Genomic DNA, 23473 nt, shown 5'->3' with positions numbered 1-23473 from the left:
ATGTCAGATTACAAAGATGTTATCAAGCTTTTAAAAACAGAGATGAAAAAATCTAAAACAAATCATTTTTCTCAAGAAAAAGTGTTTGACATTTTATTAAATCATAATATATATGTTGATGCAGAAGAAAACGATGATTTTTTAGATGCTTTATTTCAAGCAAATATTTTAGAAAACCACAGTGATGCAGGTGATTTAGATGCAGTTAGCAGAGATCAAATCGAAGAAGAATTGGAACCTAATTTCAAATCCGATACTCTAGATTTAGATGATGTAGATTTTCCATTAGATGAATTTGATGCAGATGAAGATTTTTCAGAAGACACCGAAGAACCTAATTATGATTTAGAATCATTATCAACAGATGATGAAGAAGATGAAGAAAAAGATGAAGAACCTGAAGAAGAAGATTCGATGTTTTTTGATGATGCTTCTGATGATGAATTTAGTTTTGGTGACTTTGATTTAGAAACCTTAGGTTCACAAGCAACTTTGCTAGAAACCGAGAATAAAAAAGCACGTAATTTAACTAACAAACTTACTGAAACAAATGATATAGTCAAATGATATATGCGTTGAATTGGTAAGTATGGAAAACTATTAACTGAGGAAGAAGAAGTACAATTATCCAAAGAAATGGATCGTGGTGGTTTTCGTGGTAAAAGAGCTCGGGATAAATTAATTTTAAGAAACCTGCGTCTTGTGATTAATAATGCTAAAAAATATAAAAATCGAGGACTTTCGTTTATTGATTTGATTTCTGAGGGAAATCAAGGGATAATGAAAGCAGTACAAAAATATGATGTTAATAAAGGATATAAGTTTTCAACTTATGCAACATGGTGAATTAGACAAGCTATCACCCGTGCTGTAGCTGATCAAGCACGAACCATTAGAGTCCCAGTTCATATGGTAGAAACCATTAATAAGGTATCTAAAATAGAACGTGAATTGCAACACGAGTTAGGTAATGAACCTACCTTAGCACAAATTGCTGAGCGTATTGGTGGAGATTTCACTGCTGAAAGAGTTGGTTACATTAAAAAAATAAATATTGATCCTATTTCACTTGACAAACAAGTAGGAAAAGAAAATGATTCATCGTTTAGTGATTTTGTTAAGGATGAAGTAGTTATTAATCCAGTGGATTTTGCGGCCCACGAGGAGTTACATACTATTTTGCTTGATATGATTGATAATTATTTAGAAAAAGAAGAAAAAGAACTTATATGTCGTCGCTATGGAATAGGATATGATGAAAACGGACAACGGTATCGGATTCACTCCTTAGAAGAACTAGCAAAAATGCGTAACAATGTTTCAAAGGAAAGAATTAGACAAATTGAAAACAAGATCTTACGCAAATTGAAAGGAAATCCTAAATACGGTAAAAATTTAAGGGATTATTTAAGATATTAATGTCCGTAAATACTATTATAGAATATCTAGAAAGTCTATTTCCTTTGTCTAATAAAGAAATATGAGATCCATCTGGATATGCTTTAAAAGCAAACAAAAATAAAAAAGTAACATCAGTTGTATTAGCTATTGATTTAACATCTGATGTTTATAACTTTGCATTAGAAAATCAGTGCAATTTGATTATCACCCACCATCCGTTTTTGTTTGAAAAAACAAAAACTGATATGCTACAAAAAGCAGAGTATAAACAGAAGATCAAAAAAGGGTTGGTTAAAAAAAAATTAGTGCATATTCAATGCATACAAACTATGATTTTGATGTAAATGGAACTTCATATCAAATTGCAAAAGCGATAAATTTATCAAACTATGTAATTTCTGAAGGTCCTAGATACACAGCGATAATTGCTAAAAAAATATCTATTTCAGATGTGCAAAAACTTTTTTGGGAATATTTAAATTTATCTAACTTTCAAAGCAATGCATCTGATTTAGAATATAAATACTCATATTGTGTTATTTTAGCCGGTTCAGGTGATATTATAACAATCAATCAGTTAGCTAAAAAATATCCTAATGCATTATTTATCACATCAGATGTTAAATGAAGTGATTGAATTACATATAAAGAACATAAAATTGCTGTTCTAGCAATCCCGCACCTAGTAGAACAGGTGTTTACAAACCATATACAAGAAATTTTGCAAGCAAAATTTCATAATCTTAAAATACATATATACAAACTAAAAATACCATATCAAAACATAAAAGGAAGTAATGAAACATAAAAAAATTGGTTTATTTTTCTCCTTAATGTTAGTAATCGGTTCAGTTGTCGGAATTGGTATCTTCTTCAAAAATGGTTCTATTTCTAGGACCACAGGAGGAGATGGAGTCACTTGATTACTAGCATGAATAGTAGGAGGTTTAATTTCACTTACAGCAGCATTATCATTTGCTGAAATTGGCTCATTTAAGAACACAAAACTGACAGGTTTATCAAATTGAGCCTTTAAAGTAGGTGGTTCGCGACTTGGATACTTTACATCCATATCATTTTCAACATTTTACTTTGGTGCTTTAAATGCACTACTTGGAATCTTTGGTTCTGAAGTATGATTCACCTTCATTGGTGCTGCTTCAAAACTAGATACTTCACATATTCATAGTGTGGTTCATATTATTATTGGATTGTTATTTATGATCGTGTTTATGCTACTAAACTATGCATCAACTCGAACATCAGGGCAATTACAGTCATTTTTTACTATATTAAAATTTGTACCTATATTAGTAGCGTTATTCATCGGAATTGTGCTACCAAATGTACATAATGCTGGTGGAGTAAATGCATTTACCATTATAGGTAAATCATTTAGCATCAAAGGATTGGTTGCTGCTTTACCTGCTGTATTATTTGCTTACGATGCTTTCTTAGGTAATGCATCAATGTCACATAAGATTAAAAAACCGAACAAAAATGTACCGAAGGCAATTTTCTTTGGAATGGCTTTTGTGGTGGTAATATACACCTTAATTGCACTTTCATCAATTTTACATAATCAAGGTAACATCGGTGGGTTATTATCAGATACTTTACCTAAATCAGTTGCAGCATACATCAGTCCTATTATTTGATTCTTTATTTTAATCTCAACATTTGGGGTTTTAAACGGACTTAGTGCAGCATTTATTAATGAAACCCATAATACTGTAAAAGCCAAACTATACTTTGGATCAAGTGCTTTGATTAAACGTTTTGGATTACAAAAAACATTTTGAATTTACATCACAATTATTTTTGCATTTTGAGGTGTTTTAATTTACATCCCTGCAATTGTATTAAATACTGATATCTTAATCGATGCAGTATCAAATTATCCAACCTTATTCTTCTTTAATATTTATGCACTGGTAATTTTATTATACGCAATAAAAAGACATAAAATTAGCGAAACTAATAAGATTAATAAATGAGTATTTTATATTTCTGCTGCATTGGCTGTCACAGGAATAGCAGTTGCTGAAATAGTATACTTAGTGGTTATTTTTACATTCTTAGGTTCAAATACAACCAATCCAAATGGATGGGGAGTATTCTACGACCAAAATAAAGGTGGATTGATACCCAACTACTTACCTGTTTTATACTACTTTTTAAACTTAATTTTATTATTTAGTCTACCAGCAATTAATTATGCATTAGAAAAAGCAGTATTCAAAAACAACCTAGTTAAAAACTTTAGCACCTTAATTATGTTAGATGCACAAGAAGAAAAAGAAGAACAAGAAGTAGTAGAAAACAAAGAAGAACAATCTGATTCACAAACAGATAACGTTATTTCAAATAGACTTATTTGATAAAGAAAACACAGTTAAACTGTGTTTTCTTTGTTACCTTTAGAACTATTACAACTTTTGCAAAGTAATTGAGCATTTGATAAATTAGTTGGGCCACCTAAGCTCCATGGAATAATATGATCCATTTCTAAATTAGATTTTTCAAATTCATTTAAACATTTAGCACACTTAGCAACAACTAAGTTGCTATCTGGTTTATTTATTTTATTTTTATTAAATAAAGTTTCCTTTTCTTCTAGATTGAAGAATCTTCGTTTATCTACATCCGTAGTTTTTAATTCAAGAAGTTCGATGAAATATTTCTCTTTTTGTTTTGTATCGATTATTTTCATTAAATCTTTATCTTTATAAAACAATGTTATTTGTGCTTTTATTTGCACTGCATTTTGTAGAATTTGAGATTGTTTATCCTTATATTTATCTGCAAGTTTTAAAAGAAGAGGGATATCTTTATATTTATTGTTAATCTGTGGGAAAATTTTCTCGATAAATCGTAGCATTTTATTTATGTTTATACTATGATTGCTAAAACTTTCTTGATTCTTCATTCATTTTGCTATATTTTCCACATTAGAAAGTTTAGAAACAAGTTTTAAAATGATAAATTGATATTTTCCTCTTGAGTTTGTTTCACCAAAGAGATTTCTTAATTTTTTGTTATCTTTTACATATTGGTTTAATTCTTGGATGAATTTGTTATCTACCAATCCGTTTATAACTTCAAACTCACTTAAAGGAACACCACAAGTGTTTATTCGATAAAAAGCGGTTCGTTTTTCTTCTTCGGTTCCTGTATGAATTACAGCGCTAATTTTCATTTTACTAAATTCATCTTGCTTAGCTTTGTCGCTTTTACCAAGTTCATTAAAATTTTGACCATTTCAAGTAATTTCGTTATTTATATATTTCTTTATAGAATGAATTCTTTGTTTTCCATCGATTACTTCTAACTTATTATCATTTAATTTTCACAAAATAATAGGAGGAAGAACAAGTTTTTTCATCAAAGTATCTATAACTAATGATTGTTTTTCTGAGCTATAAATAATTTCTCTTTGTAATGTTATATCACTTATAATATCACCTGAATTAGTTTTATCAACTAATTCTTTTATGTTAAACTCTTTTGTTTCCATTATTCACCATCCTTTGCGGATTTTTGTTTTTGATTATTATTCTACTATATATTCTTTTTTTATTTATAAAAGGGTAACCTAATTCAAATTCATCTAATTTTGTTGTAGACATTTTACCAATGATCTCAAATTGGTCTGGATTGTATTTATCTAAAAATGTAATAGGTACTCCAATAGCTCCATCATAATCATATGGAATATCAATAACTTTATTAACATTAATTGCATTGTAGTTGTCATATTTTTGATAATATTCGGGGTTTTCTGCTCAACTTTTAGATAACATTAATTTAGTTTCTCTTGTTGTGTTTTCAATGTTAGTAAATCAACGAGTTAAACCTTTAAGACTTTTTGTTGGTTGTTCACCTGTAACAAAGTCCCCGGGACTTGTAATTCCTAATCAAACCTTATTTTCTTTTATTAATTTAAAGATGTCTTTATAAGAAATTCCATTTTTATTACCAATAATAAGGAATTTCAAATTATTTTCAATTAGTAAATTTATAAATTCTCTTAATAGAGAAAATGGAGGATTTGTTATAACTACACCATCAGGATGTTTTTTAGCAAATTCTGGGATGCTTGTTTGAAAAGTAGTTCCTTCATTTGTTTCTGGATTATAACTACTAAAATGTAGTATATTATTTCAACCTTTATTAAAATCATTTCCTTGATTTTTAGCATTGAAAAAGCGAGAAAAAGCAAAATTATCATTAATACCATTTACAAAACCTTTTTCTCGATATTCTTGTTTTTGCGATTCTTTTAAAGTATCGTAATCATAATCACAAGGAAATAAAATGTGCTTATTTTGTAGAAAATTTTCATAATATTTTATTTCATTCGCTACATCTTCATATAAAGTGAAAAATTCATCGTTTTTTGCTCTTTTTGCCGAATGAAGATTATTGTTCTTATTTTGGGAATCTGTTATTTTAATAACACACCCCCTTTAACTTGCTAAATTTATATAGAAAACAACTTGTATTAAAAATACAAGCTGTTTGAATTTTTAGCAAGTTAAAATATTTAATTACACTTCTATATATATATATATATATATGAGCAGTACTTATAAGTTTCATATTTTAACTTCCTTTCTTATTTTTTATGTTTAATACTTTGTATTTAACATAAAAAATATTTATATAAATTATAAACTAAAATTTCTAATTTCGCTGTTACATTGTCTAAAAGAGAAAATTTATAGTAAAAATACATTTAAATACCAAAGAAGTTTCAAAAACAAGGTTATGATACTTTATTATTAAATCGAAAGGATGTGAAAAACAACTTTTTGAATAAATAATTCATAATCGTTTATTATTAAATTTGAATCTGCTTGTGTATTTTTATCATATGAAGGTATTTTAGAGAAGGAGAATTTGTTATTATGTTTTATATCAAGGAAAAATGTAGAAAAAGTTTCATAGTCTTTAAAATCTATATTATCATAATTAAAATCAATAATACCGATAAACATTTTTTCAGGGGAGTGAAAATATATTTTTGTATTATCTTTACCTAATATTCTGTATTTGATTAAGTCATTTTCAGTAACTGTTTCTCATTTTTTGATAATGCCAGCATTCTTAGAAATGTAAGGAAGTTTTTCAGGTATAAACAAGATTTGATAATAAGGAATATTTGCACTTCGGATGTTTGCTACTTCCCCTAATAAATTTTCAAAATAATTATTTTTATTTTGTTTAAAATTAGACATAATAAATTTTACCCCGACTGCAGCGAAATTTACATCGTTTTTCTTTATCAATATATCAACTGTTTTATCCATATATCTACCACAAATCTTCTCTTCTTTGCCATCTTTTAAATCTAATGAAACAACTTTGTAGATATCATTTTTATCTTGAAGTTGTTTTAATTTGCTAATTATATCCATTGCAATCTGACTGTGCAAAATTTTTAGCTTCCTATTACTTCTTGAACCATTGATAATATAAGAAACAAAACTATCTTTTAAAATTTCTAAAATCTTATTATTCATTATTATCCAAACATTCTGCATATAGTTTATAACATATATATTTTTTTAAATCACTAGTTGAAAAGGTGTAATAACCACCGTTTTTATATTTACCTAAAATTTCAATGTATTTAATAAAATCTTCATCTAATATTTCTTTTATCTTTTTAAAAGAAATATCGCCGGTAATGTAAAGTCCAGAGTAAATTGCAATTCCAGGATCTATAATATTTAGTTTAATATCTTTTTGTGCTTTTATCAGGGTGTTTATGGATATTTTTTTCTTATATACATCTTTTATACCTTGTGTCCTTCCGAAACCATATCAGATGCCATTTTTTTCTATACTTCGTGCATTAAGAACATCCTTGTTGTTTAAAAAATAATCTTGCAAATTCTTTTCGAAAGAAGAAAAATTTTTTAAATTACCATTGATATCATAAGGAAAGATTATATTTTCATAATTACCTGTTGAAGCTTTGTATGCAGGGATAATATATTTTGAATCAAATAAAAAATTTTTACTAATAAATATTTTATCAGCAAGAGTCGCTATTCCGTTTTTCACAAAAAAGTTTTTGTATTTTTTATCCGGAAATGTCAATATCTTCTTAATGGTGTTTAGATTTTCTATGTTCGAAAAATAGAAGTTATTATTAATAAAATAAATATTTGGACTTAATTCAGATATAAATTCCTTTTTACCCAAACCTGATCATTGAAAATATTTAGTTGTTTCATTCTTTTTCGATTTATTTAAGGTAAATATACCAGTATAAGCAGTAATGCCTTGAAAAGGTTGGTAATGCTTAAGGTTGATAAAACTTTCAAAAAGAAAATTATCGATAATATATTTTCTGAAATTTGTTCCTGCTCTGCTGTTTGTAATAGATGTAGGTGTTATATAACTTAATATTCCAGTATCATTAAGCATATTAATTCCTATTTCATAAAAAACTATAAATAAATCTGTCATCCCTTTGCTCGAAAACTTCATCGATTTAACAGCATCATAATTTTCCACTAGATTATGGATTCTAACATATGGAGGATTTCCGACAACATAATCCATTTTATTGTTATATTTATCGATTTGTATTGAATCTGCATTTAATATATCTCATCTAACTTCTTTTATTCTTCTTTCTTTTAAAATAGAATCTAAATTATTTATACATTGTTCAACTTTATCTGTTTGTATCTCGATACCGTGTATGTATTTAGATAAATCTTTTTCTATATTATCATAGCTACCGTTTTTTTGATAATAAGCATCACAATACCGATTAACAATTTCTTTTAAGAATGCCCCATCACCACAAGAGTTATCAATAATATGTTTGTTAAGAATAATGTCATCTTTATAAGATATATTATCTAGCATCATATCAACAACATTCTTGGGTGTATAAACTTCTCCTAAATATTTTACTTTGCTCATATTTTTATTTTATCATTAATTGATCATTCTTATATAATAATGTTAAGTGATTTAAAATATATAAAAAAGCAGAGTATAGTGATAATGTCATACAAAAACACTGTGTATTACGATACACTGTGTTTAAATTCATCTAAGTATAATGTTTCTTAATTATAAAATTTCTTATTCCACTGTATGTTCGGTAAATTTCTCGTTTTCTACTACTAAGAATTTATCACCTTTTTGAATTCCGTAAGGAACTAAGGCTAATTGAGCTTTATTATAATCCGCCTTGATTTCATTAAATAGTTTCTTTGAATCTACTGATACAAAGACACCTGAGTAGATACCGAAACCACTTATAAGTTTTTCATTATCTACCAATCCAATAGTAATTGTATTAGGACGGAACTTAGAAACATGTTTTAAGAGATGTCCAGTTCTTGAAAGAACTACAACATATTTATAATCTCCATCTTTTACTTTTTTTGCTATGTGGTAAGCAATTTGGGTTCTTTTATCGTGTTGATTAGAGTTATTTCAGACACTTTCAAGTTGTCTTCCGTAGTAGTGTCTAGAATAAAATTCTTTTTCAGCACGTTTAGAAATATTAGTCATTGTTTTAACTGCTTCAAGGGGGAATGATCCGTTTGCACTTTCGCCTGAGAGCATTGTTGAATCGGTTCCTAATTCAACTGCATAGTAAACATCTGTAACTTCAGCACGGGTCGGATGTGGCGAATTTTCCATTGAATCCAGCATTTGGGTTGCTACAATAACTGGTTTACCTGCTTCCCGACACTTACGAATAATTTTCTTTTGGTAATATGGGACATCGTAGTAAGGGATTTCAAGACCTAAATCACCACGAGCAACCATGATTCCATCAGATTCCTTGATAATATCATCGATATTAATGCATCCAAGGTGTGATTCGATTTTTGAAATAATTTGAATGTGACTGCCCCCATTTTCATCTAAAAGTTTTCTTAGATCTTTTACATTTTTTGCTGTATTAACAAATGAAGCTGCTATATAATCAACATTTTGTTTAATCCCAAATTTAACATCTTCAATATCCTTTGTTGATAAAAATGGTAGAGAAAAGTCTACACCAGGCAAATTAACACGTTTGTTAGTCTTAACTTTATGAGTATTTTCTGCACGGACTTTTACAAATCCAGTTCCTACTTCAATTACAACTGTAGTAAGTTTTCCATCATCGATTAGAACTTCGTTACCAACACATAAATCTTGTGACATATCATATGCAACTGTTATTTCAATCGGAGTCCCTTCAAAAGTTGCATATTTATCTGCTGTGGTATGAATTAAAACTTCACTACCAGCACTTATCACTTGCATCCCATCTTTCATTTTTCCGATTCTGATTTCAGGACCTTTGGTATCTAACATTAATGAGATAGGGATATTTAATTCTTTAGATACTTGTTTTGCAAGATTAAATTTATTTAATTGTTCTTCATATGAACCATGACTAAAGTTTGCTCTAATGGTTGAAGCACCATTTAAAACAAGAGAACGCATCATTTCCAAATTATCGCTAGAAGGACCGATTGTAGCGACTAATTTTGTTCTTTTATCGGTTAATTTCATTTAATTCTCCTTGTTATTGATATATTATTTATTGTACCAAAAATATTATATTTTTTTAGCAGCATTTTTTCTTTATTGCAAATTTATGCAACTTTTTGAATGAATATAGACATAATTTTGTGTATTTTTTATAGAATTATGTCTATTTTAGGATGTTTTTACTATATTTTGTAGTAAAAAATTTAAATTTGCTTAATTTATTAAAAATATTTCCATAATCACTTTAAAAAAGCAAAATATGCAATAAAATTTCATTATGAAGCAAGAATCAACATATTTTTCTAAAAGACAACTTGATGAATTAACTAAAACCGAAATGAATTTAATTGAATTTGCATCGTTATATCCTGATGAGTTTTATAAATCATCAATTAAACAACTTAGTAATAAAACTGATATATCTATTTCGGTAATATCAAAATTAGCTAAAAAGCTTAATTTTGATTCATTAAAAGATATGCAATTTTTTGTTTATCATAATTATTTAAATACTGATTTAAATTCCAATGAAAAACAAGATTATCCAAAATTTATTCTAAAACAGTTGTTTTTGTTTTATAAAGAAAGTATTTTTCGAACATCACATTTAATCAACTTAAATGATGTTAATAACTGTGTACACAACATAATACAATCAGATAAAGTATATTTATATGGAGCAGGTAGTTCTTATTTGTCTGCATCTGAATTAGGAATAAATTTGCAAAAAATAGGTGTAAATGCTATTGCATTTAGAGATTTTCATTCACTATTATTGATTTCAAGTCAAAAAGATATAGAAAATAAATTTGTGGTTTTGTTTTCTAAATCGTGTGATACCAAGGAAATTAAATTTGCAGTTGATTTATTTATGCAAAGTAATATCAAATTCGCACTTATCAGTGCAAATAAGCAAGCAAAAGAAAAATATGATAATGTAATTTTGTATTCGACGCTGGAGCAAAACAAACGATTTATTTCAATATCATCAAAAATTAACCAACAATTTATTGCTGATTTAATTTTCTTGTTAATTTCACATCTTAAAGTTAAAAATTATGATTCAAAATATGCTGAAAATATAAAAATTCTTAATGCATGAAATAAAAATAATTTCTAATTTTTAATTCATATAGAGAAATTTTTTTCTTTTATCCTTCCTGTAAATAACAAAAGATAGAATTATTACAGGAGGAAAAATGAATGTATTTAAATCTGGATACATCTTTATAGATAAATCATTTAATGATAAAGCAGAAGTATTCAATTTTATCGCAAATAAAGCATATGAACTTTCAATTTCCATTTCTGTTGAAAAAACTTTTGCTGCTTTGCAGCAGCGAGAAAAAGAGTTTTCAACAGGAATGGAAAAAGGATTTGCGATTCCTCATTGTCAATCTGAAAGTATTTTACAACCTGCTTTGTTTTTCATTAAATCAAAGACACCAATTTCATGAGATACCTTTGATAAAAGTGATGTACATAATATGTTTGTGATTTTGATTCCAAAAGAAAACAAAAATAACTTACATATGCATACTTTAGCTAAGGTTTCTACTATTTTACTTGATTCGCAAACAACCGAAGAACTACAAACAAGTAATGATGTCAGCCGAATATACAATCTCATCGATTCGTATTTAGAAAATAAAGATTTAGCAACTACAGCATCAAATCAGGGCAAAAAAGTAATCGGAATTACATCTTGTGCAGTCGGTATTGCTCATACATATTTATCAGCAGAAACACTACATAATAAGTTAAGTGAATTAGGATATCAACCTAAAATAGAAACACGTGGATCAGTCGGAATTCAAAATCAACTTACACAGCAAGACATCAAAGATGCAGAATTTGTAATTATTGCTTCAGATGTTAAAATTCCTTTAGAAGATTTTGATGGTAAAAAAGTATATGTAACATCAACAAAAGAAGCAATTCACAATCCAGATATTGTTATACAAAAAGCATCATTGGCACAAATCTATCATAATGAAAAAAATGTAGAAAAAAGTAAAGATGATACCAAACAAGGAGTATTAAAACATATTATCAAAGGGATATCATATATGATTCCATATGTTATATTTGGTGGTATTATGATAGCGATATCCCTAGGATTAGGTAAAGCTATTTACGGAAATAATACATCTGCTCCAAAAGGAGATTTCCTATGATGGCTGCTTGAAATCGGGGTTGTTTCATTTACCTTGATGATTGGTGCATTAGGTGGATATATAGCATATTCAATTGCAGGACGAGCTGCAATTATGCCTGGTTTTGTAGTATCGTTTATTGCTAATAAAAATGATTTATTCTTTAGCATAGGTGGAATTTCAGCAGCAACCCCGATGGGGTTTGTCGGAAGTATTCTGTTTGGATTATTAATAGGTTATACTGTTAAGTGGATTGCTAATTTAAAAATTCAAAAATCAATTTCTGCTATTATACCTATGTTTGTAATACCAATCGGAGTAACTTTATTTTACTCTATGCTGGTAATTTTTGTCATAGGCGCTCCAATAGGATATGTTATGGATCGCTTTATTGAAGCTTTAAAACATATCTTTACAAAAGATTCTAACATCGGAATATGAATTGCATTGTTGCTCGGTATTTTATTAGGTGGAATGGCTGGTTTTGATATGGGTGGTCCGATAAATAAGGTTGCTTTCTTATCATCATCTGCACTTGTAACACAAAGTATATTTGAACCTATGGGTATGGTAGGTGCTGCAATTCCTGTTGCTCCACTTGGAATGGGTTTTGCTACCTTGATTTTTAGAAAGAAATTTAGCAATAATGAAAAATCACTGGGTGCATCAGCTATTTTGATGGGATTTATTGGTATTTCAGAAGGGGCTATTCCATTTGCTGTTGCTGATCCAAAAAGAGTTATTACAGCAAATGTAATTGGTTCAGCAGTAGCAGGGGGAATTGCAGGTGCTTTATCAGTGACTAATGCAGCAGCACATGGTGGACCAATTGTAGCAATTTTAGGTGCAGTAGGTTCGAATGTACACGGAACTGGACTTGGTATTCTATTTTACTTTATTGCTATTATTATTGGGACTACTATTACAGCATTAATTTATGGATTTTGAAAAGATAAAGAAATTAACAAGCATTCTAAGTTTGCAGCAGCATTATCAAAAATCAATTTTTGAAAGAAAGGTAAAAATGCTAAAAACTAAGTTTTTAAAATATAAAGATTGGATAATCCTATATACTATTATTTTTGTTGCAGTAGTTTTGCTAATTGTAGGTATCACTTTAACTGCTCTCGGAGCACCAGAATATAAAATGTTTGTTGCTAATGCAATTGCAAAAGGAAAAAGTGTTATAAACATTTCACAATTTGTCTATGGGATATTCTTGTTAGTTTTATCAGGATTGTTACTTATTTTATTAGCATTATTTACTAACTCTGCTTTTAATAAGAAATTAAGAAACAATGAATAAAATTATCTTTTTAAAACCTTATTTCAAACAAACTTTATGAGCAAATGATAACATAAAGCAAATGTATCATTTGGATTTTAATGCAGGTGAAGCATGATTGATATCAACAATCAAAGATTGTGAATCTGTAGTTGCACATACAAAGCAAACCTTAAATGAATTTATCAGAAGTAATCCAGAATTTTTCGGTTTAACAAAAAAGCAAGCTCAATCATTTATATATCCGAATTTAACTAAGTTTTTGGATGCGAAGCATCCACTAAGTATCCAGGTACATCCTGACGATAACTATGCAAAAGCATTTAGTTCATTAGGTAAAAATGAGTGTTGGTATGTTTTAAAAAACAATCATCAACCCTTTATTTTAGGTACAAATACCAATCAAAAAGAAAAGATATCTAAATCAATTAATTCTTCGGATATTGAACAATATTTAAATAAAGTAAGTTTGCAAATCGGTGATTTTGTTTTTATTCAAGCAGGATTAGTCCATGGAATCCCATCTGAAACAATGGTATATGAATTACAACAATCTAGTGATATTACATATCGGCTTTATGATTACCAAAGAGTCGATGAGAACGGAAAAATGCGACAAATACATAGCGATCAATCACTAGAAACGATGAAATTGGAACTTCAACCAAAAATTCAAAAATACCAAAAAAACGCCTTATATAATGCGGCAAACTTTAATTTATCGGTATATGATTTAAATAATGAAGAGATAAAGATCAAAAACAAAGCAAAGCATTGTTTGGAAATAGTTGTTTATTCAGGTATTGGTTTTATTAATGATGTTGCTATAAGAGCAGGGGATGTTTTACTTGTTAGTTATGCTTTAAAAGATATATTAATAAAAGGTTCTATGAAAATATTTATTAATGTGTTATAAAAACCTATCCGTAAGGATAGATTTTTTATGTTTCTCAGTTAATTGTGGTTGGATCAGTTGGATTTGGATTGATTTTAGTTCGTTTGATTTTTCCATCTTGTACATGGATTACTCGATCTGCAATTGCTTCAATTGCAGGGTTATGAGTAACCATAACTATGGTAGTTCCATATTTTTTATTGATGTTAAATAAATATGACAGCACAATTCCAGTAGTTTTTTCATCCAAAGCAGCAGTAGGTTCATCAGCAAAAATAATTGCTGAATTTTTTGCTAAAGCACGCAGAATTGAAATCCGTTGTTGTTGTCCGCCCGACATCTGTGATGGGTATTTATTCATAACTGATTCCATATCAAATTCTTTAAATAATTCGTTGATATCAAGTTTTTTATCTGGATCTTTTTGTAAATATGCACCAGTTTGTACATTATCATAACCAGATAGGTTTTGAAGTAAGTTGTAGTTTTGGAAGATAAAACTTACATTTTTTCTTCGAAATAAAGTAAGTTTTAAATCACTTAAATATGGTAGATTTTCATCACAGACAATTACATCTCCACGAGAAGGTCGATCGAGTCCGCTGATTAAGTTTAGCAAGGTAGACTTACCGCCACCAGACTTACCAAAAATCATTATAAATTCACCTTTTTTGATGTTTAATGAAACATTCTTAAGTACACGGGTTACTTTATAACCAGATAAATAATATTTTGAAACATTACGAACTTCGATGATATTATCTTCAGTGTTTTTTAAATCAAAATGTTCGTCCCTAGGGCGTTTTTTATTTGCAGCAATTTTTAAAATTCGAGCAATTTTACGATCTACAATCATTTCCTTAGAATCGGATTCAGCATCAAGGATTTCAAAAACATTTTTACGGTTGATTTTAACATCAGAAATTTTTTTAGAAATTGTTGCAGGTTCTTTGGGTTCTTGCATAATTTCTTGAGTTTTTTCTTCAGATTCAATGATTAACTGTGTTTTTGGTTCTTGATCATTGTTTTGCTGATTTGGTTGTTTTTGTTTCATTATTTACCTTTCAATAAGTCAATTGCCTTAATTTTATTAATGTTGTATCAAGATAGAATTGCTGTGATTAAGAATACACCAAATATGATGGAAGCTGTGAAAATAAAGTTTAATGGGGTAATTGATAAAGGGATAGCAATAGCAGCACCAGTAGCAAGGAAGTTAGCAAAGAATACCATTAATCCGTAAGCAAAAGGAAGTGAAATAATAATAGAAATAACAATAAACGGTATATAGATACCAAAGAACATTTTAAGTTTTTCCTTGTTATTGTATCCTAAGATAGATCAAATTGCGATGTTCTTCTCGTTTTCATTAATTAGTATGGTTGAAATAATAATAAGAATTATTATAGAAATCAAGAAACTAAGGACGGTAATAATTGTGACAATGATTTGTACAGTTCTTGAAATTCCTTGTGTGAAAGAAATTTCAATTTGTTTTGAATCAAGTCCAGTAGCAACAGGGATAAAGAGTTGGTTATCAAATTCTTTAGCAAACTTTTCAATTTGTATGTCTGCTAAATTACGTTGTTTTTGATAAAACTCTTGTAAAGGTGTATCCTTAGGATTATAATCTGGATCTAAGAATTTGGCTATATCTAAGTCACTATATCCCATCGCAGCCATTGCTCCATCAGCAGGAGAGTTCTTAACTGTGTTTTTTGAACCGAAAATTCCATCGAATAAATCTTTTTTGTCTTTTTCTGTTATGGATTTAGTAGAAAAGGAAGCAATAGATCCAGAATAACCTGAAACAGAGTATAGGTTAGCCGATCAAATAAGTTGAATTGGTAGTGGATTAGTTGAAAGAATACCGTTAAATTTGTATGCATCATCATTTTGACCATTAAATTCTTTATCGACAAGTGAATCTAAACCAATCAACTTATCAGCAGCTTTCTTAGGGATAATGAATTCATCTTTGATATAAGTTTGATTGATTGCTTTAACAACAAAGCGATATTTATGTGGTGTTATAACTGGTTTTCCTAAAACTTTATTAATACGATTTTGAAAGCGATAGACAAGATTTTTAGGTTCCAAATTAAGAATTGAACCAATTGCTAAATGGTACTTACGTGCCGAAACCTCGTTTATAACAAGCGGGATATCTTTATTCAAATCAAAATTATTGTTAGCAAAGTCATTATTAATTTCTGCTAATAAGTTTTGATCACCGTTTTTAATAGCGATTTCTTTAGAATTAGGACGATATCCATATAGACGTATTTTTTCACCATTAGGTAGTTGACTATCTACATAGGTATATGTTTCATCATATCTAGGATCAAGATAAACTCCATTGAAAACGATGTCAAAATCATATATACCTTGTTTTGCTAGTTGTTCATAACCATTTACCAAGAAAGCACGATATTCATCGCGGAAATATGTGGTTTTAATAACATTGTGATTATATTTACCATCATCATCGCTTCAGTTCATTACAAAGAATTTTCCATCGATGATGTTATCTGCACTTGGAACATATAAAAAGAAGTTATTTAAACCAAGTTGATGTGCTTTTTCGAAATCAACATTATTTGTTTGTTTGCCGTTTTCAACTTTGAAAGGGAGTCCTTTTTGTGTTTTAGTAAGTGCATAACCAATTTGATCACGACTTTGGATAATTCTGGATTTTTGTACATCAGGCAAGGATTGAAATACAACACTGAATGGATCAATAGAAATTGACGAATCAATTTTGATATTAATTGAAAACTGAGTAATAAGATGTGGATCTTTGAATGTAGGTTCTCCGTTTTTATTTTGCACATTAATAGCAGTTGAATAACCATTTTTAAAGTAATCTGCTTGATATGCATTAAGTTCTGTTGCTCGACCAATTGGAACATAAAGTGAGTTCTTTACATCTTCTGGATTTAAAATCTTTAATGAACCCCCTTCAGTAGTTGGTGTTGTTAAGTCTATTTTATAGTTATATTTGCGGTTTTCGTATGTTTTATCAATTGTTTTATTGAAGATTCCAAAAGTTGCAAAACCAAATGAAGTAGTAATAGATGCTAAAATAACTGATATTCCAAAGGAAGCAAGTTTTCAGAAACTGTTAAATATAAGCGATGCACCAAATTTAGTTTTAACACTACGGTTTTTAAATACTTTAATATATTTTTGATAACTTTCACCAGTGCTTACATCAACAATTCCGGACATTAAGTCAATTGATTTATACCTTAGCGACCTTAATGAGACAACAATGATTAAAATGGACATTGCAAGCAGTGGCACTATAATATTAACTAAAAAAGAAATAATAGAGAAATTAAGTGTTTCTATCGGAACAGTTCAATAATTATCAAGGATTTTTATTGCAAGTGATTGCATCGAAAATCCAGTGATATACCCAAGCAAGTTTCCGGTAAAAATGGTAAAGAAAGCAAAGGTTGTCATTGAAAGTGAAATTTGAAGTGGTGTATATCCTTGTGCAACCAAAATTCCAATAACTTTGTTTTTGTTTGCGATATATCTTTTGATAATAAATGTAACTGAAATGGTTACTAAGAAAACCAAAATTGCTAGAATAACATTTGAAACATAACTAAGGGTGGTGATAATAGTTTGAACTGAAGAAATACGGATGCTACGCTCCGGGTTAATCGGGTCTAATTCATTATATAAATATGTTCTTTGTAACTTCGATGTGTCATCAATTTTACTTTGTACATATTTTTCAATAATGTTTTTAAGTTGTTCATTGGTATATTTAGAAGTGTTTTTAACTGTTAAATATTCTTTAACTAAACTACCACGATAAGCTTGATGAATGCGATCGAATCCTTTGTTATTTACATAAACAATAGCTTGAGATTTAGTATCTACTTGTAAGTTGTTTTCATCTAAGACAGGATAAAAGTAATCAAAAGAGATGTCATCACCTATAATTAAGTATTTCGAACCATTTACATTAATTTTATATTTTTCAGGTAAACTGTCGATTAATTGTAGCATCTCAATCGGATTAACTGGTAATTCACCATCATAAATTTCTTTATGATTATGCAACATATATGCATAATTTACTTTTGCTAAATATGAAGCAGATTGGTTAAATACAAGAATGTTGTCAATTTTATTAAACCCAGTTAGTGAGTTAAGTAACTTAAAGAAAACATCACCAAGGTTAATATCAAAAAACTTGTATTCACTTGGATTTTCAGTTACTGCATTAAGGATGTTCACGAAGAAATCATTATCAATAGAAATTTCCCATACAAAGTCATTTTCAATAGAAGGTACACTACCACCGATAACTTCTGATTGTGAATTATTTGCATTACCACTTTCTTCATTTTTATTTTTTACCACTAATGGAATACCTAATAATGAATTAATAAATTCATAAGTGTTTTCTTTACCAGAACTAAGAAGTTGTTCAAAGTCAATAATCTTATTAATTAAAAAGTATCCAACATTTGAATCATTTTCAGATGGTTTTCCAATGTTGTTTTTATCAGTTAGTAATCAAATAAGTGCTTGTGGATGTTTTCGGATTAATATTTTATTGGTAATAAGCGGTGGTATCCTGATTTGATCGAGAAATTGTAGATTTGATGAATATTGGTTAAAAAAGTTGTTAATTAAATAATAATGTTTAATAATATCATCGGTAATAACTTTATTAACAAAAACGTCCTGCATAGTAGCAAATAATGTATTATATTTTAATTTGATTCCATCGTATTCCGTGATTTCTTTATCAAATGGTGCATATTGTTCTTCTGAAGCAATATATGAAAAAAGTTTTGTGATTTCATATGCATATGTACTTAAGAAGTTTTCAAATTCAGGATTTTGGTCAACAATATTTTGTAAATCTTTGTTAGAATATTTACCATTTTTATCTTTTACAAAGAAAAGTCTTTGCATTTGTTTTGGATTTGCAAGCGAACGAGTAATACCAAATTTTGTATGTTCAGAACCAACTATATTCTGGGTTGAAGGCAGAAAAAGTTCAAAACTATTAAAAGAATCAATAGTGTCTTTTTGATTTGCTAGTGCTAGCAAGTCATTAGCAAATTTTTGTTTTTGCTGTAAACTACCATTGATTTTTGGATTAAATAATTCTCATCATACTTTTAAAAGTGGAAGAATATCAATAAGGTAGTTATAATCTTTATAATTCAAAGTTAAAAGTTTTGAAATAACACTATATGAAATAGTTAGAAAAACATTTGAATCTAAATTAGGTTCTTGATTAATATATGCATTAGCAAGTTTGAAAAAAGAATGTAATGAATCAGATTTTTTGCTTGTTTGTTCTCCAAAAGTATCAAAGAAGTAACGTCAAATTTGGACAATGTTATTAATTTGTTCCTTGTTTCAAACTTGATTTTTATTAGTTAATCCAAGATATTTATATGCAAGAGACAAAATATTACTTGGTATTTTTTGTCAATCGATACTGTTTAATTGTGAGATGTTTTCAATTAAGGTGCTTAAGTTTGGTGTGCTTGCAGCTGGTTGAGTTGATGTATTTTCTGTAGCTTGTGAATTGGCAGGTGAGCTAACACTACCTTGTAATAAATCTAATAAATCAAAAAAATCTAATTTATCATCATCTTTTGCAGGGATAGTAACATATTGATTATCACCTATTTCAACACTCTGTCCTTTAAATGAAAGATTTAACATCTTAGCTAGTGCAGTCTTGATGACACGATCGGAACCTGGAACATTAAATCATGCTTTTAATGTGGCATAAGTTAAATCACTATTAGTTAAATATGAAAGTGCTTGATATTCTTTTAGTTTAATAACATTCTTTTGAATATCTAATTCTGATCGCTCTGTTTCAAAATGAGAAATTTTTAGGTTTTCTTCTAATGTTTTGATAAACACATCTGTATCAAATGCACGAATAAAGAATTTAATCCCGTTTAAAAATCTTGTATAGTCTTTGGATTTTCCGTCATCAGAAAGAAAAATAATATCAGTGAGTTTTTTAACGAGGTTTGTACTTTGTCCTAATATCGAAGTGAAAATATTATTTTTTTCTCCGATATTAAGAATAAGTTGCGGGTTGATTGTATCGAGAAGAGAAATTAAAGCAGTTTTAAATTGATTTGAATCAATTGATTTTAAAAGTGCAATAATAATATCAAAAATACTTAGTTTGTGTTTACCATCTTTGCTGTGTGTATCAGGGAATGCAGGATTTTTGATAGTTTTGTTATATGAAGTTTCAAAGAAATTTTGAATAATATCGGTAAACTTTTTAAAATCAATAGTCTTAATTATATTGATAAATGCTTTAATAGTAGCTTTTATATCATTTGAAAAATCGATAAATACATCTAAATCAAAAGTGTTTTTTATATCTTTACCTGTAATTAAATAAATAAAATTAAAAAGTTTTTTAATTTCTGTTTTAATAAATTCTTTTGGTGTTTGGTGGTTTTGTTCTGCTTTTTCGATTAAAGAATAAATTTTTTCAAAGATATCAACGAATAACTTTTTAGCAAAATCACCATTTGGATCGTGTGACATATAATACAATCCGTCTAATACAAGTTTTGGCAAAATATTAAGGTTAATTAATCCACTAGAGAAGATAGAAGCAAAATCGTTTTTATCAAATGTATATGTTGCTGCTTGAACAATAGAATATATAGTTTCTTTTTGAATAAAACCTTGAGTAACTAAGTCAGTGTTTAATAAAGCTTGTTCAATACGTTCAACACCAAGTTTCAGTGATTTTTCAGCAAATGCTTGGTTTAAGACATCTGTTTGCGGAGCCCTGTATCCAAAAGGGATATAAACAGTATTAGAAAATTGATCAGATTTTTCTACATATGAAGAAGTATTCAATTTAACCTGAACGGTAAGATTGTTTGTAGTTAGATAATTTAATATTTTATCAATTGGGACCTTACCATTAACAAAACCAGGTATTTCTACATTGATTCAATTTAAAATCTTTTTATTGGAATTATAAACAGGTTTAGTTAAATAAAAATCATTTTGATTCAATCATACAAAACCTAAATTAATAAATTGGTTATATTGATCATCTCTTAAATCATCGCGACCTTGATAACGTGTTAGATGGTAAATTTTTTGATTTTCAATATTATGAATATCACCATTTAGCGAGTTAACGATTTCTAATGGAGCATATTCGCGATCTATATGAATATATTTGTCAATGGGTTCGACATTAAATCTGAGTTGATCAATAATTTTAAAAGCAATAAAAGGATTTACTTCTTTTGTTTTAAAAAAAGAAGAAATTTCATTATTTGAATTATCACCTTTAATATTTAAAATCTGTGTTGGTCTACTTTGCTCATTAACTAATTTGTCAATGTTATTAGCAATACCATTAATTTCTTGATTCCTATCACCTAAATTAACAAAATGAAAAACATTTTTTCCACTATCTTTTTCATCAAAAGAATCAACTGTTATGCTTTGACGAATCCCGATATCAGAAGCAGGAACATATTTTTGTATTTGATTATATATTTCGTGCTTAACAATATCTAAAGCCCCGTTTTTTATAATATTGAAACGATCCCCTAAAATATTTTTGTTAATTAATTCATTAAAATTAGTTTCACCAATAATTCGGTTTTCAATTTGAGCAATGGTTTTTGGTTTGTCAAGAATAAAAAGAATTTTTTTAAAAGGTGTAGGTTGATATTCATCAGGAGCTAATGAAAGTTTACTATGGTTTATTTCGTCTAAGGAAACAGCAGGATTGTTACTTCTAATTAAACCCTTTTGTCCTAGTTTAACATCATTTTGTGAATCAACAAAAGGGATGTTATAAATAAGAATTTCCTTTTCTCAAAAACTAAAGTGTTTTAAGTAACTTGGAACTTCTCCATTATTTTGTTGGATTTGATTTTCTAAAAAGGTTCGATATGATCCAGTTCACTTTGATTGATTTTCTTTATCGTATGTAATTTCATATTCTTTACGTAAGAAAAATGATTCAGTACGTCGGATTTTGGCTCATTTATTCGGAATAAGATAATCAGCATTTTTGGTAAATTCAAATTTTTCTTTTTTTGATACAGCAAAAGAAGGAGAAGAAAATAAATCTGAGTAATTAAGGTTAGCCTTTATTTCTTTACTTATATATTTTGTAATATCATCATCTTTATTATGTGTATATAGTGTAGGTTTATTTGAACCGTCAATAATATATACATATGGATTATTAACTAAAGATACCAAACCAAGCAATTTTGCTAACTCATTATTTTCAACCTTAACAACTGCATCAGTTAATTCTCATTGTTTTCCTTTAACAAAATCAAAGGTGGCCTCATGTGTATCAGCATTAATATATAAAGCAGATAATTGTGAAAAATATATATTATTTTGATTTTCAGAGTTAATAAATGCAATATCAGAAAACTTGTATTGTTTATCAAGGTGAAATTTATCAAAAATATGTAGTTCTTTTGTAACAACACTTTGAGAAAAACTACCATCATCATTTTTTTGGTAAAGATTAATCAAATAATTCTTTTTAAAATGCATCTTCTTTTGTGGTTTTGTATAATCTAAATCCAAAAATTCTGAATCATCTGATGCTGAATATGTATTGTAAAGAGTAGAGAAATCATTTTTGAGAATATATTTATGCTTATCACTTTTGTCATTAAAGAAGTTTGAAATATTTATATAACGATCAGTTATTTCGTTAAAATCGATGATTTTCTTATTTGAAAATGCATCGTCTGAGACATAACGAATTCCTTTGTCATAACCTGCACCACCAGTAAATTTGGTTTCACCATTGATATAATATCCATCATTAAATGCTTGTCCAGAAGCAGGAAGGTTATAATCAACAGTTAAATCGTGTGCAACAGAGATTTTTTTATAGTTATTAAATTGAGTTCGCATCGCTTTTGATGTATCATATAATACAGTAAAAATACCAGATGTTAAAAATATAAGAATACTTAAACCAATAACAATGGCTTTGTTTTTAAATAGCGATCGAAAAACTTCTTTAAACAAGTTTCACATATTTCTCCTACCTTATTATATAAACTAAAATAATATAATAGTTTAATACAAAGTATTAAACAATTATATAATATTTTTAACAATATATTAGTTTATTTTTTCACTACGATAAAGCAGGATTTGTAAGAAAAAAATCGGAAAGTAAAACAA

At 28.2% G+C, this 23473-nt stretch carries 13 protein-coding genes and 1 pseudogene; 7 read left to right on the top strand and 7 right to left on the bottom strand.

All coding sequences use genetic code 4. The features are described from left to right. The 3 genes and pseudogenes from ACXYRQ_RS03195 to ACXYRQ_RS03185 all read left to right on the top strand — a co-directional run bounded on the left by ACXYRQ_RS03195 (position 1) and on the right by ACXYRQ_RS03185 (position 3785). On the top strand, positions 1 to 1419 hold the full coding sequence (locus tag ACXYRQ_RS03195) for an RNA polymerase sigma factor (RefSeq protein WP_435129426.1): 1419 nt from the start codon (positions 1 to 3) through the stop codon (positions 1417 to 1419). After that, positions 1419 to 2209 (top strand): annotated as a pseudogene (locus tag ACXYRQ_RS03190) (Nif3-like dinuclear metal center hexameric protein). The gene ACXYRQ_RS03195 and the pseudogene ACXYRQ_RS03190 overlap by 1 nt, the downstream one beginning before the upstream one ends. Beyond that, entirely contained in the window at positions 2199 to 3785 is a 1587-nt protein-coding gene (locus ACXYRQ_RS03185) for an APC family permease (RefSeq protein WP_458613948.1), read from the top strand. Before ACXYRQ_RS03190 ends, ACXYRQ_RS03185 begins: the two are co-directional and overlap by 11 nt. 11 nt (positions 3786 to 3796) lie before the next feature. Here ACXYRQ_RS03185 and ACXYRQ_RS03180 read toward each other — a convergent pair whose 3' ends face one another. From ACXYRQ_RS03180 to pyk, 5 genes are all read right to left on the bottom strand, one after another. Beyond that, complete coding sequence (locus ACXYRQ_RS03180) at positions 3797 to 4918, bottom strand: HNH endonuclease family protein (protein WP_458607423.1); 1122 nt, start codon at positions 4916 to 4918, stop codon at positions 3797 to 3799. Next, complete coding sequence (locus ACXYRQ_RS03175) at positions 4899 to 5852, bottom strand: adenine-specific methyltransferase EcoRI family protein (protein WP_458614019.1); 954 nt, start codon at positions 5850 to 5852, stop codon at positions 4899 to 4901. The genes ACXYRQ_RS03180 and ACXYRQ_RS03175 overlap by 20 nt, the downstream gene beginning before the upstream one ends. A gap of 333 nt (positions 5853 to 6185) precedes the next feature. Further along, positions 6186 to 6926 carry a hypothetical protein gene (locus tag ACXYRQ_RS03170; RefSeq protein ID WP_458613947.1) on the bottom strand — a complete coding sequence of 247 codons (741 nt, stop codon included), beginning with the start codon at positions 6924 to 6926 and terminating at the stop codon, positions 6186 to 6188. Continuing rightward, a complete protein-coding gene (locus ACXYRQ_RS03165) occupies positions 6919 to 8346 on the bottom strand; it encodes an Eco57I restriction-modification methylase domain-containing protein (protein WP_458614807.1) in 1428 nt (475 codons plus the stop codon). The genes ACXYRQ_RS03170 and ACXYRQ_RS03165 overlap by 8 nt, the downstream gene beginning before the upstream one ends. A 165-nt stretch (positions 8347 to 8511) precedes the next feature. After that, positions 8512 to 9945: a pyruvate kinase gene (gene pyk / locus ACXYRQ_RS03160; RefSeq protein ID WP_458614806.1), complete on the bottom strand. Its 1434-nt coding sequence runs from the start codon at positions 9943 to 9945 to the stop codon at positions 8512 to 8514. A gap of 256 nt (positions 9946 to 10201) precedes the next feature. Between pyk and ACXYRQ_RS03155 the strand changes: the two genes are divergently transcribed. From ACXYRQ_RS03155 to ACXYRQ_RS03140, 4 genes are all read left to right on the top strand, one after another. After that, positions 10202 to 11044: a MurR/RpiR family transcriptional regulator gene (locus tag ACXYRQ_RS03155; protein ID WP_458614805.1), complete on the top strand. Its 843-nt coding sequence runs from the start codon at positions 10202 to 10204 to the stop codon at positions 11042 to 11044. A gap of 79 nt (positions 11045 to 11123) precedes the next feature. Next, positions 11124 to 13118, top strand: a complete 1995-nt coding sequence (locus ACXYRQ_RS03150) for a PTS fructose transporter subunit IIABC (protein ID WP_458614804.1) — start codon at positions 11124 to 11126, stop codon at positions 13116 to 13118. Beyond that, on the top strand, positions 13105 to 13386 hold the full coding sequence (locus ACXYRQ_RS03145; RefSeq protein WP_458613943.1) for a hypothetical protein: 282 nt from the start codon (positions 13105 to 13107) through the stop codon (positions 13384 to 13386). Before ACXYRQ_RS03150 ends, ACXYRQ_RS03145 begins: the two co-directional genes overlap by 14 nt. Continuing rightward, on the top strand, positions 13379 to 14281 hold the full coding sequence (locus ACXYRQ_RS03140; protein WP_458613942.1) for a type I phosphomannose isomerase catalytic subunit: 903 nt from the start codon (positions 13379 to 13381) through the stop codon (positions 14279 to 14281). The genes ACXYRQ_RS03145 and ACXYRQ_RS03140 overlap by 8 nt, the downstream gene beginning before the upstream one ends. Positions 14282 to 14306: 25 nt before the next feature. Here the strand turns inward: ACXYRQ_RS03140 and ACXYRQ_RS03135 are convergent, their stop codons facing one another. After that, positions 14307 to 15314, bottom strand: a complete 1008-nt coding sequence (locus tag ACXYRQ_RS03135; RefSeq protein ID WP_458613941.1) for an ABC transporter ATP-binding protein — start codon at positions 15312 to 15314, stop codon at positions 14307 to 14309. Continuing rightward, positions 15314 to 23323, bottom strand: a complete 8010-nt coding sequence (locus tag ACXYRQ_RS03130) for an ABC transporter permease (RefSeq protein ID WP_458614803.1) — start codon at positions 23321 to 23323, stop codon at positions 15314 to 15316. Before ACXYRQ_RS03130 ends, ACXYRQ_RS03135 begins: the two co-directional genes overlap by 1 nt. Positions 23324 to 23473 lie beyond the last annotated feature (150 nt).

It is taken from the genome of Mycoplasma sp. 394 (assembly GCF_054353895.1).
The sequence above is the reverse complement of the archived record's forward strand: the minus strand, read 5'-3'. Positions and strand labels throughout refer to the sequence as shown.